The sequence below is a fragment of the Streptomyces sp. TLI_171 genome, assembly GCF_003610255.1.
Classification (GTDB): domain Bacteria; phylum Actinomycetota; class Actinomycetes; order Streptomycetales; family Streptomycetaceae; genus Kitasatospora.
In genome coordinates, this window is record NZ_RAPS01000001.1 from 7,697,335 (window position 1) to 7,712,976 (window position 15,642).

Genomic DNA, 15,642 nt, shown 5'->3' on the forward strand with positions numbered 1-15,642 from the left:
GGCAGGCCGGGCGGAGGCGCGATCAACGGCGGTTCGGGTGCGGTGGTGCGAGGGGTGGCAGGTGAGCGGTGGGGGACTCGCTGGGGTAGGCGGCGGTGCGGATGTGCTGGAGAGCGTGGCGGGGAGGTCCATTGCAACGTTGGAAGGGGTGCCCGGAACGGCATGCAACCACCGACGGCCGCCGCTGTCCAGGCTCCTGGCGGAAGTCCCTGGTTGCTCCGGCAGGGCTGCGGATCGGGCGCGGTGCGCAGTCTTGACGGCATTGGTTCAGTCCAATATGTTCACCGCGCAGAATTCCACACGGACCAACTCGTCTGCTTCGCCCACGCATTGACGCCCCATCACGCGGATCCTGGAGAGCATCCGCGGCGCTGCGCGTCATGCCGCCGTCGCGCGCCGGGCACGTGCGCGGTCGTCGAAGGCGCGACGGGCGGCAGTCGCTCCGCCAGCAGCCCCGTGCCGGCCCGGCGATGACGGTGCGGTCAGCAATTCCGTATCGACCCCACGCGATCAGATCCTTCTTCGGAGGTTGGACACATGCGACTCACGCTGGCATGGACGCGACACCAGAGGTGGAGGAGAGCGCTCTCGGTGATCCCCGCCCTCGCCCTCACGGTGGCGGCCACCATGACTGCGGCGACGGACGCCGCCGTGGCGGCACCCGCGCCGCCGGCCGGCTTCTCGCTCACCTGGAGCGACGACTTCAACGGCGCCGCCGGGACGGGCATCGACCAGAGCCTGTGGAAGTACGACACCGGGCCGGGCAGCAACTTCGGCACCGGTGAGATCGAGACCATGACCAGCAGCACCTCGAACGTCTACTACGACGGCCAGGGCCACCTGGTGCTCCAGGCACTGCACTCCGGGTCCGACCCGCGGGCCGGCTGGACCTCGGGGCGAGTGGAGACCCAGTCGGCGGCCTTCGGCGCCCCGGCCGGCGGGGTGGTGCGGATGGAGTCGGTCCTGCAGCAGCCCAACGTCAACACCTCCAACGGGGCAGGCTACTGGCCGGCGTTCTGGATGCTCGGCGCGCCGCTGCGCGACGGGGTGACCTGGCCGAAGTCCGGCGAGGTCGACATCATGGAGGACATCAACGGCCGCAGCTCGGTCTTCAGCACCATCCACTGCGGGGTGAACCCGGGCGGCCCGTGCAACGAGTCGACCGGCATCGGCTCGGGCGAGCGCGCCTGCCCGGGCTGCCAGACCGGCTTCCACGACTACGCGGTGGAGATCGACCGCTCGGTGTCGCCGGAGCAGATCCGTTTCTACCTGGACGGGAGCAACTTCTACACCGTCAACGCCAACCAGGTCGACGCGACGACCTGGGCCAACGCGATCGACCACCCGTTCTTCATCATCTACGACCTGGCGATCGGCGGCGGCTTTCCCGACGCCTTCGGCGGCGGCCCGAACGCGGCCACCGTCTCGGGCGGCAAGCTGATCATCGACTCCGTCGCCGTGTACAACAAGGGCCCCGGCTCCGGCGGCGGTGGCGGCGGCACCGTCACGGGCCAGACGATCACCGGTCCGGGCGGCAAGTGCGTGGACGTGGCCGGGGACGACACGGGCAGCGACGGCACCGCCGTGCAGCTGTGGGACTGCCAGTCCGGCGCCAAGGACCAGCACTGGACCTGGAGCGGCCAGACCCTGCAGACCCTCGGCAAGTGCCTGGACATCGCGGGCGGCAACAGCGCCGCGGGCACCAAGCTGCAACTGGCCACCTGCAACAGCGGCGGCTACCAGAGCTGGGTGCGCCAGAGCGACGGCACCCTGCGCAACCCGACCAGCGGCCGCTGCATCGACTCCCCGTCGGGAGCGACCGCCAACGGCACCCGCCTCCAGATCTGGGACTGCAACGGCTCCGGCGCCCAGCAGTTCGCCATCGGCACCCCGATCTACGGCCCCGGCGGCAAGTGCGTGGACGTGGCCGGGGACGACAACGGCGGCGACGGCACCGCCGTGCAGCTGTGGGACTGCCAGCAGGCCACCTCGCTCGACCAGAAGTGGACCTGGAGCGGCCAGACCCTGCGCACCCTCGGCAAGTGCCTGGACATCGCGGGCGGCAACAGCGCCGCCGGGACCAAGCTCCAACTCGCCACCTGCAACGGCGGCGGCTACCAGAACTGGGTCGCCAACGGCGACGGCTCGATGTCGAACCCGACCAGCGGCCGCTGCATCGACTCCCCGTCGGGAGCGACCGCCAACGGCACCCGCCTCCAGATCTGGGACTGCAACGGCTCCGGCGCCCAGAAGTTCACCCTCGCCTGACCCATGGCCCGACCCCCGCGGAGCCCCGCCCCCACGGCGGGGCTCCGCTCGGCGTGCCCCGCGGCGCGGGGCCACACGCCATCAGCTGGCGTGCGACGAGCAGGAGTTGCACCGACCGGCCGCGGCGTACCGGCGGCGAGTGCCAGCCGAGGCAGGAGCTGGGGGGTCGGGTTGTCGGGCGTCGCCGGGGACTGCCGGCGAGGCGGGTCGGGGAGGCCGGGTGCTGCGGTCCGACGACACCGCGGGCACACGTGCGGAGGAGGCGCTCGGTCTCGGAGCGGAGCGCGGGCCGGCGCACCGGTGCTCGGGCGGCGGAGCGTGCGGCCACCGGTGCGGCTCGGGTGGCCGGAGTGGAGCTGGATGCGTGCGGTGGTCGGTCGGTGGCTGCTCAGGTCGCGACCTCGGCACACGGGTTGAGCAGCCGTTCGGTCGTCCTGGCCCCGCTCCTGCCGGTGCCGCCGAACCCGGCCGTGAGGCCGTGCCGGTCAGGCGGGGGGACGTAGGGCGGCCGCGACGAGGTCGAGGAGGGGGCCGGTCAGCTCGGGGTCGTTGGTGGCGGTGGTGGAGAGGAAGACGCCGAGGAGCATCATCGTGACCGTCTCGGCGGGCACGTCGGCGCGCAGCGATCCGGCCTTCGCGCCGGCGGCGAGGATCAGGTCGATCGCGGCGGTGAGCCGCTCCCGGGTGGCCGGGGTCGCGATGGAACCGGAGGCCCAGCCGGCCCGGAGGGTCTCGGAGATGCCGCGCTTGGCCGCGAAGAACGCGGCGTAGCGGTCCATCCAGGCGCGCAGTGCCGCTTCGGGCGGGAGTTCGGCGAGCAGGGCGGGTGCGCTGCTGACCACGGCGTCGAGTTCGGTCGCGTAGATGGCCTCGACGAGTGCTTCGCGGGTGGGGAAGTGGCGGTAGAGCGTGCCGATGCCGACGCCCGCCTCGCGGGCGATGGCGTCGAGGGTGGCCGTTCCGTCGGTCGCGGCGAAGGCGTCCCGGGCGACGGTGAGCAGCCGCGCGCGGTTGCGCAGCGCGTCGGCGCGGGCCGGGCGCGCGGCGGGGGAGGAGCCCGGGGCGGGAGAGTCGGCGGAGTCGGCGGAGTCGGCGGAGTCGGCGGAAGTCAAAACGGAGTCCCTCCGGTTAGTGCTACGGTGGTCGATAACGGAGTTCCTCCGTTTACCTCCATCGTCTCACGGGAGCGAGATCGCCATGCCCTCCACGGTCGGATCTCCGCAGTTCACCGCCGCCGGTGCCGAACGGGCCGGCGGGCCCGGCGCCCTGGCCGGCCGCACCGTCTCCCGCGTCGGCTTCGGCGCCATGCAGCTGCGCCGCCTGGACCACGCCGCCGCGGTCGCCCTGCTGCGCACCGCCGTCGAGCTGGGCATCGACCACGTCGACACCGCCCAGTTCTACGGGGCGGGTTCCGTCAACGAGGCGATCGGCGCCGCACTCGGCGCGGCGGACGACGTCCTGGTGGCCAGCAAGGTCGGCGCCGAACCCGCAGCCGGCCCGATCCCGCTGCGACTGGCCCAGCGCCCCGAACAGCTCCGCGCCGGCGTCGAGGACAACCTCCGCAGCCTCGGCCGGGAGACCATCCCGCTCGTCAACCTGCGCCGCGCCGGCCACGGCCCCGGGCTGCGCGCCGAGGGCGACCAGGTGGTCGATCTGGACGACCAGCTCGCCGTGCTGATCGAGCTGCGGGACGCCGGCAAGATCGGCTCGCTCGGCCTGAGCAGCGTCGGCGCCGATGAACTGCGCCGGGCCCTCCCGGCGGGCATCGCCTGCGTGCAGAACGCCTACAGCCTGGTGTCGCGCGACGACGAGGACGTCCTGCAGCTCTGCCGCGCCGAGGGCATCGCCTGGGTCCCGTACTTCCCGCTCGGCGGCGAGTTCGCGGGCCTGCCGAAGGTCGCCGACGAGCCCGCCGTCCTCGCCGCGGCGCACGCGCTCGGCGTCTCCCCCGCCCAGGTCGGGCTGGCCTGGCTGCTCCACCACGCCCCCAACACGCTCCTCATCCCCGGCACCGCCGACCCGGAGCACCTGCGGGCGAACGCCGCAGCGGGCGCGGTCGTCCTCGACGAAGCCACCCTGGCAGCCTTGGACGCCGTCCCCTCGCGGTCCGGCGACATCGAACACGACTGACCCGCGCGGCCGTCTCGCGGAACGGTCAGTGGTCCGGCCGGTCGTCGCCGTGGTGCGGTTCGTCGGAGAGCAGGCCTTCGGCGGCGCCGTCGAGGAGGCGCTGCAGGTCGGCGGAGCGGGGCAGCATGGTCGCTTCGTAGGCGCGGACGGCGGCGGCGACGGTGTCGTGTTCGGCGAGGGCGAGGGCGAGTTCGCAGGCGTCGAGCATCGCGAGGTTGACGCCGACGCCGAGCGGGGGCATGAGGTGGGCCGCGTCGCCGAGCAGGGTGGCGGTGGGGCTGTGCTCCCAGGTGTGCGGGACGGGCAGGGCGTGGATCGGCCGGTCGACGTAGTGGCCGTCGTTGTCGGTGAGCAGGCGCCGCAGGGCCGGCGACCAGTCGCCGTAGCGCTCCAGCAGGAGGGCACGGAGCGCGTCGGTGTCCTGGACGGTGTGGCCGGCGGCGGCGATCCAGTCGGCGGGGACGCGCTGGATCAGGTAGGCGCGGATGTGATCGCCGTTGTTGCGCTGGGCGAACAGGCCGCGTTCGCCGTCGGCCGCGGCGGCGCTGCCGGGGCCGACGAGGGCGGCGACGTCGGGGTGCCGGTGCTCGACGTCGTGGAACCAGGCCTCCAGGAAGCTGATGCCGGTGTACCGGGGCGTGGCGGGGGAGAGGGTGCGGCGGACCGTGGACCAGGCGCCGTCGGCGCCGATGACGAGGTCGGCCTCGACGGCGGCGCCGTCGGCGAAGCGCAGGCGGCGGGGGCCCGCGGTCGGTCCTTCGACCGAACGCAGGCTGCGGCCCCAGTGCACGGTGCCCGGGGCGAGCGAGTCGAGCAGCAGGTCGCGCAGCTGGCCGCGGTCGATCTCGGGCTTGCACCGCTCCCCCTCCTCGGGGACGTGATGGAACCCCAACTCGCAGGTCTTTGCGTCGAGTTGGCGCATCTCCTGCCCTTCGGGCCGGGCCAGGCGGAAGAAGTCGTCCAGCAGTCCGGCTTCGCGCAGGGCGATCTGGCCGTTGTCCTCGTGCAGGTCGAGCGTGCCGCCCTGGTTGCGGGCCTCGGGGCCGTGCTCGCGGTCGTACACGGTGACGGCGATGCCGTGGCGCTGCAGGATGCGGGCGCAGGTGAGGCCGCCGGGGCCGGCGCCGATGACGGCGATGCGGGGGTCGATCGGGGTGGGCATGGTGGTGCTCCCTTCGAGGACGGCGCGCGAGGTGCCGCGCAGCCGGGGCAGGTGCCGTCCAGAAGAGCACAACGACTACAAAAGTGCAACGAGTCAACTTTTGAAACGAGTGAACCCACGGGGTAGGCTGCTCCCATGGCTGACCCCGCCCCCCGGAACGACACCCCGCCGCCCCCGCCGCCACCTCCCCCACCGCCGCCCGCCCCGCCGGGGCGCCGCGAGCGCAAGAAGGCCGCCACCCGGCAGGCCATCGCCGACGCCGCGCTGGCGCTGTTCCTGGAACGCGGCTACGACGACGTCGGCATCCGGGAGATCGCGGACGCCGCGGACGTCTCCACCACCACCCTGTTCAAGCACTTCCCGGTCAAGGAGGCACTCGTCTTCGACGAGGAGGCCGACCTGGAGGCCGACCTGCTGGCCGCCGTCCGCGAGCGCCCTCCCGGCCGGTCCGTCCCGGCCGCCCTGTGCGACCACGCGCTGCGCCACCGCAGGGCCGCGACCGACGGCGACCCCGGGTTCACGGCCTTCGCCGCCCTGGTGAACTCCACGCCGGCCCTGCGCGACTACCAGCAGGCCATGTGGCTGCGCCACACCGACGCGCTCGCCGCGGTCATCGCCGAGCAGAGCGGCCTGCCCGCGGACGACGCCGCCTGCACCGCACTGGCCCACTTCGCCCTGGAGGCACCCCGCGCCGCCCTGTCCCACGACGACGTCCGGGCCGCCCTGGTCCGCGCCTTCGACCTGCTCGACCACGGCTGGAGCGCCCTCGCCGGACCGGGCCGAGCACGCCGTGACCCGGCCGAGCGCACCTGACGGCCGGTCACTCCGCCCGGCCCGCCCCCGCCGTGCTCACGCGTCGTCCGCCGCTTCCCGGACGTCGACCACGGCCTCCCCGGGCGTCCGCGCCCAGTCGGCCAGGGCGGCGATCGGCCCGGCGGTCAGGCCGCCCACGTGCTGGTGATGATCTCGACGGCCGGTCGGGCCGGGCAGTCGGCGAGGAAGGCGTCTCCGGCCGAGTCGCGCCCGGGCCGACAGGTACCTGCAGGTACCTGTCGGCTCGTTAGCGTCCAGTGCCATGACCACACCGCGAACGGAAACCTTCGTCCTCGTCCACGGCGCCTGGCACAGCGGGCGCGTCTGGGACCGGGTGACGCCGCTGCTGGCCCGGGCCGGGCACCGGGTCCTCACCCCCTCGCTCACCGGCCACGGCGAGCGGCAGCACCTGCTCGGTCCGCACGTGGGCCTCGACACGCACATCGCGGACGTCGTCGCCCTCCTGCGCGACGAGGACCTCACCGACGTGGTGCTGGTCGGGCACAGCTACGCCGGAATGGTCGTCTCGGGAGTGACCGACCAAGTCCCGGAGCGGATCGCCGCGCTGGTCCACCTCGACGCGATGGTCCCGGCCGACGGCGAGAGCGTGCTCGACGTCCTGCCCGCGACCAGGCACCTGCTCGACCTCGCCGCGGCCACCGACACCCCCTGGCGGATCCCGCCGATGCTCCCCGCGCCGGACGGGCCTACCCCCGCCGGCCTGTTCGGCGTCACCGACCCGGCGGACACGGCCTGGCTGCGCACCCTGCTCTCAGACCAGTCCGCGCTGTGCTTCCGGCAGCCGGTCCGGCTGGCCAACCCCGCCGCGGCCGCCGTGCCACGGACCCACATCCACTGCGTCGGCGGCGCACCGGAGGCCGTCCCCCGCCGTCCCGTCCCCGCGGTGCAGCCCAACGGCGCCCCGTCGCGGGTGTGGGAACTGCGCAGCGGCCACGACTGCATGGTCATCGCGCCGGACCGACTGGCCGAACTCCTGCTGCGGGTCACCGCCGCCACCGGGCCCACCGAGCCGGCGGGCACGCCCTCCTGACGGCGGCTCATGAGCCGCCGCTCGACGGCGAGAAGGCCCCTCCCGCGGAACGGGAAGGGCCTTCGCACTGCCTTGACGGGCCGCGGAGCGGACCCGTCGGCGGGGGATCGGTCAGCCGATGTTGGCGCAGGAGTTGCCGGCCGCCGGGTTCAGCGCGCCGATCAGGTTGATGCTGTTGCCGCACACGTTGACCGGAATGTGCACGGGGATCTGGATCAGGTTGCCCGACAGGACGCCGGGCGAACCGACGGCCACGCCCTGGGCGCCGGCGGACGCGGACGCCACTCCGGCCGTGCCGAGCACAGCGGTGGCGGCCAGGGCGACGGCGGCGAGGTACGTGCGGGTGCGGGACATGTCGACTCCTTGGTTCCATGCGGGGCGCCGCCCCGGGTGGGGCGGCACCGGTGATTCGGGGTGCGCGTGCCGGCGGCGTGCCCGACGGGGTGCAGAATCACCCCGACGAGTGCGTCCCGGCACGGGATCAGGGGACGGGCGCCTCCACGGGCGCCCGGAACGGGCCGGCGGCCACGGCCCGGGGCGGACCGGTGCGCAGGCGACGAAGCAGGATCACCAGCGGTCTCCGATTCCCATGGCTCAGCAGCGACGGCCCGTATCCGTCCGAGAGCGGCGGGCGGGGGATGCCCGTCCGACACTTCGGCCGACACGAACTGTCCCCCGCCGCCGCCCGCGATCCACGGTGAACCCGCCCTGGGCGTGCCCCGGCCACCCGTGCGGCCCAGTGTGATCACCTGTCCGGCCGCGCGGCACGGCCCTGCCCGGCGGCGCCCGCTGCCGTCCGTCGGCCGCGGCGGCGACGCCACCCGGCAGCTCACGGACCGTCAGACGCCTTGGCAGGGCCGTCGGTCACCCCGCCCGTCCCGCAGATCGAGGAAACCGTCGGCAACCACGTCACCCTGGAGGTCGGGCCGGGCCCGCTACCTGCTCCACGCCCACCTGGAGGCCGGCTCGCTCGACGTCCGGGAGGGCGACTGCGTCGAACCCGGCCAGGTCCTGGGGCTGATCGGCAACAACGGAAACCCCGCCACGCCGCACCTGCCCTTCCAGGTGATGACCACGGCCGGGTTCTTACCGACCGCCAGCCCGCCCTTCGCCTTCCGCCGGTTCCGCGTCCTCGGACAGGTCGAACCCCGGCTCTGGGACGACAACCTGGGCCTCCGGCCCACCGGCTTCCTCCCGATCACCCCTAGCCGTACGAGGGCCAGCACCGCGCGCAGTACCCGCTCGACCGCGAGGTGCTGGAGCTCTGAGTACCGGTCGTCGATCCGCCGGCCGGCGTTAGACCTGGTCAGGAGGCGAACAGGGTCCAGGGGCCCCGGTTGCCGACGTCGCCCGGATCCTTGCGAAGATCCTCGGTATGACCCCATCTCCCGCTGACGGCAACGGCTCCGACGATCCGTTCGTCGAGATAGGCGATCCTGTCGTGGCCGTCGCAGACAAGCGGAGACGCGTGGTTGCCGTGGCCGGCGCGCGCGAGCACGACGAGGCCAACACGGTCGGCGTCTTCCACGTCACCGATCGCGCCCGCCGGCGCTGGCTCCTGAGGTCGCACCACCCGGTGAACGCGATGGCGTTCCACCCGACCCTCCCTTTGCTCGCGGTGGGATCCGGCGAGTATGACGGCGGCTATTTCTTCGCGGGGGAACTCCTGCTCGTCCACCTGGAGACCGGCACCGCGCTGTCGCTCATCGAGCACCACCTCGGGCGCCAGGTCCTGGGACTGGAGTGGCTGAACCATCAGGACCTTCGCGTCCTGATGGCGCCACCCGACGACTGGCAGGACCGAAAGGCCCACGTGGAAGGACATATCGCCGTGGTGCGCCGTGCCGACTGGACCGCGGTCGGCGCCAAGTCGCTCACCGGCCGTGACCTGGCCGGCCCCCGGGGGCCGGCCCCGCGCCCGGACCACCGCGAAGCAGCCCGGCAGACCGTTGCCCGACTGGCCTCGCCGCGGACGGCCCGGCACCACACCAACTGACCACGCGGGTGGAAGTCGCTCGCGCCGGTCCGGACCGGGCTGCTCGGGGCGGCCGATCCTGTTCGGCCCGACTCGTCGTTCTGACGGACGGACCCGGGGAGTCTCCGGCATCATCGGGTCGGAGACGGTGCCGCGGAACAGCCTGCCGGGCGGTCAGCGGCCGTGGGGCCGTGGTCACCGGACAGCACCGCGGGGCGGACCGGGACCGCGTGGTGTCCGCCACTCTGAGACACAGGTACTGACGAGACGTCGGGCCGACCCGGGTGGGCGGCGATCGGCTCGGACCGCCGCCCACCCGGGAGGCCGTTCGCGGGTGGGCGTCAGCCGCCCGCGCCCGCGTACAGGGCCACCGCGTCACCCGCGCCGACCGTTGCGGTGAAGGTGCCGTTGGCCGCGACGGTGTACTTGGGCCCGCTGCAGCCGCCGCCGGCGCTCGGGTCGCCGTGCTGGACGTCGCAGTAGCTTCCGGCGGGCAGCGAGGTCTGGAAGGTCCGGGTCAGTGCGGTGGTCTCGTGGTTGATGGCCACGTAGCCCTTGGAGCCGCGGCCGAAGGCGATCGCGTTGTTGCCGTTGGACCACCAGTTGGTGACCGCGGTGCCGTTCACGGCGTTCCGGAAGCCGACCATGTTGGCGATCTGCCGCCAGGCGTGCTGGCACTTCCAGCCGTTCTGGTAGCAGGCGCTGACGGTCCCCCCGTTCGGCGGGCCGGCGTCGATGTCGCTGAACTCGTAGCCCGAGTACACGTTGGGCGAGCCGTACGGCCAGGCCAGCAGGTAGACGTTGGCCAGCGTGTAGGTGTTGCCGTACTTGTAGTTCAGCGTGGAGCCGTTGCGCTCGGTGTCCCAGTTGTCGGTGAAGGTCCGGGAGTTGGCGCTCGGCAGGTAGCCCGCTCCCCAGGAGTCGTTCCAGTTGTTCAGGTAGGCGAGCTTCTCGCTGGTGAAGATCCGCTTCAGGTCGTAGGCGCCCATGAACGCGTCGACGTCACCGGTGCCGGTGTACTCGCCGGGCTGGACGGCCTCGCCCGAGCCGTAGATGACCTCCTGCACCCAGTAGATGCCGGGATTGCTCAGCTTGGCCTTGATCGCGGCGAGATCACCGGAGGCGATGTGCTTGGCGGCGTCGATCCGGAAGCCGTCGACGCCCTTGGCGATCAGGCTGTTGAGGTAGGCGGCGATGGTGGAGCGGACGTAGTCGCTGCCGGTGTCGAGGTCCGCCAGGCCGGAGAGCTGGCAGTTCTGCACGTTGGCGCGGTCCGCGTAGTTGGAGATGTCGGTGCGGCAGGAGTGGAAGTCCCAGTCCTGGTAGTAGCCCGGGTAGTTGTACTTGGTGTAGACCGTCCCGCCCGTTCCGGTGCCGGAGCCCGCGCTCATGTGGTTGACCACGGCGTCCGCGACCACCTTCACCCCCGCGGCGTGGCAGGTGCTGACCATCGCGCCGAAGGCGGTCGCGTCGCCCAGCCGTCCGGCGATCTTGTAACTGACCGGCTGGTAGGACGTCCACCACTGGCTGCCCTGGATGTGCTCCTGCGGCGGCGACACCTCGACGTAGCCGTAGCCCTTGGGCCCCAGGACGTTGGTGCACTCCTTCGCCACCGAGGAGTAGGACCACTCGAACAGGGTGGCCGTCACGCTCTTGCTGCCCGGGGTGGCCGCGACGGCCGAGGTGGGGGCGGTCGCCAGGCCGGCTGCCGCGGTGGCCACGGCCAGGGCGGTGGCGGTGAACGGGACGCGGCGTCGGCGGCGGGGCGCCGGGGAGGGGTGGTCCACGGAGGTCTCCTGGTGGGGTGGGAGCCGAGGGTGCGCGGGTGGCTGCCGCCGGTGATGTTTCTGCAAACTCCCTGAAAGTTGCCGGAAACATTTGCGGCAGCGCAGAACGTACGGCCCGCCGCCGAGGCCGTCAAGGGGTCCCGCACCGGCGCCCGAACCCGGCCGCACGGCGCCGGTGCCGCGGGGTCAGCGGGGGGTGGTGCGGTGGGGGCCGAGGCGGTGGAGGACGTCGGCGAGTTGTTCGGGTCGGAGGGTGGGGGAGGGGAGGGCGTGGTGGCCGGGTGAGCTGCGGAAGCCGTCGATGAGGAGCGCCAGCGGGCGCCGCCAGGCGTCGGGGCCGGCGGTTTCGGTGAGCGCGGGGACGGTGCGGCCGAGGGCGGCGAGGGCGAGCAGGACGTCCTCGGGGGTGAGGTCGGGACGGACGGCGCCGAGGTCGCGACCGCGGGACAGGAGCAGGTCGACGGTCTGTCGGTTGTGCGCGTGGACGGCCTGCAGGGCCCGGCTGTCCGGAAGTTGAGCGGTCATCAGGTCGTTGCTGCCGCGGTCGGCGGCGAGCGCGGTGAAGACGTACTCCAGGTACCGGGTCAGGCCCTCCCACGGGTCCTGCGCGCCGCGCGCCTGCTCGCCCGCGGCCGAGGTCGCGGCGAGGCGGTCCCCGAAGACCGCGTCGACCAGCTCCGCGCGGCTGGGGAAGTGGCGGTAGAGGGTGGCGTTGCCGACGCCCGCGCGACGGGCGATCACATCGAGCGGGGCGTCCAGTCCCTGCTCGGCGAAGGTCTGCCGGGCGGCGTCCACCAGGAGGTCCCGGTTGCGCCGCGCGTCGCGGCGCCGCGGCGGTGCGGTGTCGTTGGTGTCGGTCATGCCTGCCTCCGGGGAAGCGGGGAGCGATCCCCGGTACTGGTGGTATCGTCCCACAGCAGTAAAGCGGGGAATGGTCCCCGTTTCTCTGGTCTCCACGGCGGAGAGGGGAGTTCCGTGCACGACACCGCACTGGTCCTGGGCGGCGGCGGACCCGTCGGCGGCGCCTGGACGCTCGGCGTGCTCGCCGGCCTCGCCGAGGCCGGCGTCGACCCGGCCGCGGCCCGCACCGTCATCGGCACCTCCGCCGGAGCCGTCCACGGCACCCGGCTCGCCTGCGGCCAGGACGTCCGCGACCTGTACGAGCGTCAACTCGCCGGCCTGGACGGCGTCGCGATGGACGTCACCCTCGCGCAGACCGCCCGCTTCCTGTGGGCGGCCCTGCCCACCCGCGACCCGGAACGCTCGATCCGACGCCTCGCCCGCGCCGCCCGCACCGCACGGCCCACGCCCGACCGCGACCTGCACGACACCGTGCGGGACCTGCTGGGCGGCCACACCGCCTGGCCCGACCGCCCCCTGCGGATCGCCGCCGTCGACGCCGCCACCGGACAGGTCGAGGCGTTCCACGCCGGAACCGGACTCGACCTGGTCGACGCCGTCGCCGCCAGCTGCGCCGTGCCGCTGCTCTGGCCACCCGTCACCGCCCTGGGCCGGCAGTGGATCGACGGCGGGACCCGCTCCACCGGCAACCTCCAGCTGGCCGCCGACCACCGGCGGGTCCTGGCGATCACCCCCATGCCCGCCGCCGTCGGCCCGCACCCCGACGCCCGCACCCAGGCCGCCGAACTCCGCGCCGCCGGCACCCGCACCACCCTGGTCGTCCCCGACCGCGAGGCCCGCCGCGCGATGGGCCGCGACCTGACCGCCGACACCCGCCGCCCGGCCGCGGCCCGGGCCGGCCACCGCCAGGGCGCCGCCGTCGCAGCCGCCCTCACCGACCTCCGCTGACCCAGGCGTCCGGTCCGGCGGGCATGTGGTGCCGGTGCGGCGTGGTGGCGAGTAGGCCGAACGCCGCATCGCGTCGCGACCTCGCCGACGGCCGCCGAAGCTTGGTGGGACGCGTGGCCGCGCGTGGCTCGGGCACCACGGTCGGGATTCGGGACGGGTGCTCCGCCGCGAAGGGGGCAGGCGGTCGTCGGCAGCCGCGGTGCGGGGGCCGCGCCGCCCGGGCCGGTCGGCTCGCCGTCGGCCGCGTGAATGCAACCGCCCTGTCCAACGCTGTTGGCCGGGCCGCTGTTCGAACCGGAGGACCAATGAGTGAGTCGAACCCTGTGCGCAAGGTCGTGGACGCCGTGGCCGAGGCGGTGTCCGATCTGACGGGCCGTGACCGGCCGGAGGTGCCGGGTGCGCCCGGCGTGGAGGCGCCGCCGGTGGCGGAGCCGACCGAGCCGCGCGCTCCGCTACCGCCCAAGCCCGACCAGGACGGACCCGGCGTGGTGTCGGCGACCGGTCGGAGCAGCGGCGCGGCCGCGGACCTGCGGGCGCAGAGCGGCGGATACCTGACCACCGCCCAGGGTGTCCGCCTGGCGGACAGCGACCACTCCCTCAAGGCGGGTCCGCGCGGGCCGGTCCTGCTCCAGGACCACCACCTCCGCGAGAAGATCACGCACTTCGACCACGAGCGGATCCCGGAGCGGGTCGTGCACGCCCGGGGGGCGGCGGCGCACGGCGTCTTCCGCGGCTACGGCACCGCCGCCGGGGTCACCAAGGCGGCGTTCCTCGCGGACGGTGTCGAGACGCCGGTCTTCGTGCGGTTCTCCACCGTCCTGGGGTCGCGGGGCTCGGCCGACACCGTGCGCGACACCCGGGGCTTCGCGACCAAGTTCTACACCGGTGAGGGCGTTTTCGACCTCGTCGGCAACAACATCCCGGTGTTCTTCATCCAGGACGCGATCAAGTTCCCCGATGTCGTGCACGCCGCCAAGCCGCACCCGGACCGGGAGATCCCGCAGGCGCAGTCCGCGCACGACACCTTCTGGGACTTCGTCTCGCTGCACACCGAGGCCACCCACCACACCATCTGGAACATGTCCGACCGGGGCATCCCGCGCTCGTACCGGATGATGGAGGGCTTCGGCGTCCACACCTTCCGCCTGGTCAACGCCGACGGCGCGAGCACACTGGTCAAGTTCCACTGGAAGCCCAAGCTCGGCGTCCACTCCCTGGTCTGGGAGGAGGCCCAGCTGATCAACGGCATGGACCCCGACTTCCACCGCCGCGACCTGGCGGACGCGATCGAGGCCGGGGCCTTCCCGCAGTGGGAGCTCGGCATCCAGACCTTCCCGGACACGCCGGACCAGACCTTCGAAGGCATCGACCTGCTCGACCCGACGAAGATCGTCCCCGAGGAGCTGGCGCCGGTCCGGCCGATCGGGCTGATGACGCTCAACGCCAACCCGACGAACTACTTCGCCGAGACCGAGCAGGTCGCCTTCCACCCGGGCCACCTGGTCCCCGGCATCGACATCACCGACGACCCCCTGCTGTCCGGCCGGCTGTTCTCCTACCTCGACACCCAGATCACCCGGCTCGGCGGCCCGAACTTCGCGCAGATCCCGATCAACCGCACCCACGCGCCGGTCAACGACATGCTCCGCGACGGCTTCCACCAGGACGCGGTGCACACCGGCGTCGCCCCCTACAAGCCGAACTCGCTCGACGGCGGCTGCCCGTTCTTCGCCGGCGCCGGTGAGCACGCCTTCGTTGAGTACCCGACGCCGATCGCCGCCGCCGCCAAGGTCCGGGCGGCGCCGGCCTCGTTCGACGACCACTTCGGCCAGCCCCGGCTGTTCTGGCGCAGCCTCACCCCGGTCGAGCAGCAGCACGTGATCGCCGCCTACACCTTCGAACTGTCGAAGGTCTACGAACCGGCGATCAGGGAGCGGATGCTCGGGGTGCTGGCCAACATCGACGCCGACCTGTGCGCCGAGGTCGCGGCCGGGCTCGGCCTGCCGGCCCCGGCCGCCACGGTCCAGGTCGAGCCGTCCACGCCGAGTCCCGCGCTGTCACAGCTGGCCGGGAGCTGGCCGGTCGACGGGCGCGTCGTCGGCATCGTCGCGGACCCGGACGGCGACGCCGGGCTCGTGCGGGCGGCCCGTGACGCGGTGCGCGGCACCGGGATGACGGCCCTGGTCATCGCGCCCACCGGCGCCCCGCTGGCCGACGGCCTCACCGTCCAACGCACCTTCGGCGCGGCCCGATCGGTGGAGTTCGACGCGCTGGTCGTCCTCGCGTCCGTCCCGCCCGCGACCGACGACCGCGGCGCGCGCGACGCCAAGTCCAACGGCCCCTCGACGGTCGACTCGCGTCTCGCCCTGCTCGTCAACGAGGCCTACCGGCACGCCAAACCGATCGGAGGCCACCCGGCGGCGCGGGCCGTGTGGGCCGCGGCGGGCATCGACCCGCAGGCCCCCGGCGTCCTGACGGGGGAGAACATGGACGAGGTGCTGGCCGGCATCGTCGGCTTCCTCGGCGCCCACCGGGTGTGGGACCGGTTCCCGGCCGCCTGACACAGCTCGCCGCCGTGCGATCCCCGGCCGTCGGAGCCAGGCCGCCCTGGCTCCGACGGCCGCAGGCACAGCAGAGGTGACCCGAC

12 protein-coding genes are annotated in these 15,642 nt (G+C 73.5%); 7 read left to right on the forward strand and 5 right to left on the reverse strand.

The features are described from left to right. The first annotated feature begins 591 nt into the window (after positions 1–591). Positions 592–2,268, forward strand: a complete 1,677-nt coding sequence (locus tag BX266_RS34385) for a ricin-type beta-trefoil lectin domain protein (protein WP_259464995.1) — start codon at positions 592–594, stop codon at positions 2,266–2,268. A 485-nt stretch (positions 2,269–2,753) separates the two neighbouring features. On the opposite strand, the gene BX266_RS34390 is transcribed toward BX266_RS34385, so the two are convergent. Continuing rightward, positions 2,754–3,380, reverse strand: a complete 627-nt coding sequence (locus BX266_RS34390) for a TetR/AcrR family transcriptional regulator (RefSeq protein ID WP_099906409.1) — start codon at positions 3,378–3,380, stop codon at positions 2,754–2,756. Between the two features lie 85 nt (positions 3,381–3,465). Between BX266_RS34390 and BX266_RS34395 the strand changes: the two genes are divergently transcribed. Beyond that, the gene (locus BX266_RS34395; protein WP_099906411.1) at positions 3,466–4,398 is read left to right on the forward strand and encodes an aldo/keto reductase; all 933 of its coding nucleotides are present in this window, start codon (positions 3,466–3,468) and stop codon (positions 4,396–4,398) included. A gap of 25 nt (positions 4,399–4,423) precedes the next feature. Here the strand turns inward: BX266_RS34395 and BX266_RS34400 are convergent, their stop codons facing one another. Then, entirely contained in the window at positions 4,424–5,560 is a 1,137-nt protein-coding gene (locus BX266_RS34400; RefSeq protein ID WP_099906413.1) for an NAD(P)/FAD-dependent oxidoreductase, read from the reverse strand. Positions 5,561–5,695: 135 nt separating this feature from the next. Between BX266_RS34400 and BX266_RS34405 the strand changes: the two genes are divergently transcribed. Together BX266_RS34405 and BX266_RS34410 are read left to right on the forward strand one after the other, a co-directional pair. After that, a complete protein-coding gene (locus BX266_RS34405) occupies positions 5,696–6,373 on the forward strand; it encodes a TetR/AcrR family transcriptional regulator (RefSeq protein ID WP_099906415.1) in 678 nt (225 codons plus the stop codon). A 262-nt stretch (positions 6,374–6,635) separates the two neighbouring features. After that, positions 6,636–7,424, forward strand: a complete 789-nt coding sequence (locus BX266_RS34410; protein ID WP_099906417.1) for an alpha/beta fold hydrolase — start codon at positions 6,636–6,638, stop codon at positions 7,422–7,424. A gap of 111 nt (positions 7,425–7,535) precedes the next feature. Here BX266_RS34410 and BX266_RS34415 read toward each other — a convergent pair whose 3' ends face one another. After that, on the reverse strand, positions 7,536–7,778 hold the full coding sequence (locus tag BX266_RS34415) for a chaplin (RefSeq protein WP_099906419.1): 243 nt from the start codon (positions 7,776–7,778) through the stop codon (positions 7,536–7,538). Between the two features lie 1,021 nt (positions 7,779–8,799). On the opposite strand from BX266_RS34415, the gene BX266_RS34425 reads away from it, so the two are divergent. Next, positions 8,800–9,420, forward strand: a complete 621-nt coding sequence (locus tag BX266_RS34425) for a hypothetical protein (protein WP_143687062.1) — start codon at positions 8,800–8,802, stop codon at positions 9,418–9,420. A gap of 320 nt (positions 9,421–9,740) precedes the next feature. On the opposite strand, the gene BX266_RS34430 is transcribed toward BX266_RS34425, so the two are convergent. Then, on the reverse strand, positions 9,741–11,126 hold the full coding sequence (locus tag BX266_RS34430; protein WP_180290859.1) for an alpha-amylase family protein: 1,386 nt from the start codon (positions 11,124–11,126) through the stop codon (positions 9,741–9,743). A gap of 246 nt (positions 11,127–11,372) precedes the next feature. After that, positions 11,373–12,047: a TetR/AcrR family transcriptional regulator gene (locus tag BX266_RS34435; RefSeq protein ID WP_099906425.1), complete on the reverse strand. Its 675-nt coding sequence runs from the start codon at positions 12,045–12,047 to the stop codon at positions 11,373–11,375. 114 nt (positions 12,048–12,161) lie between these two features. Between BX266_RS34435 and BX266_RS34440 the strand changes: the two genes are divergently transcribed. Further along, the gene (locus BX266_RS34440; RefSeq protein ID WP_099906427.1) at positions 12,162–12,995 is read left to right on the forward strand and encodes a patatin-like phospholipase family protein; all 834 of its coding nucleotides are present in this window, start codon (positions 12,162–12,164) and stop codon (positions 12,993–12,995) included. 305 nt (positions 12,996–13,300) lie between these two features. Next, the gene (locus tag BX266_RS34445) at positions 13,301–15,556 is read left to right on the forward strand and encodes a catalase (RefSeq protein WP_099906429.1); all 2,256 of its coding nucleotides are present in this window, start codon (positions 13,301–13,303) and stop codon (positions 15,554–15,556) included. Positions 15,557–15,642: the final 86 nt, after the last annotated feature.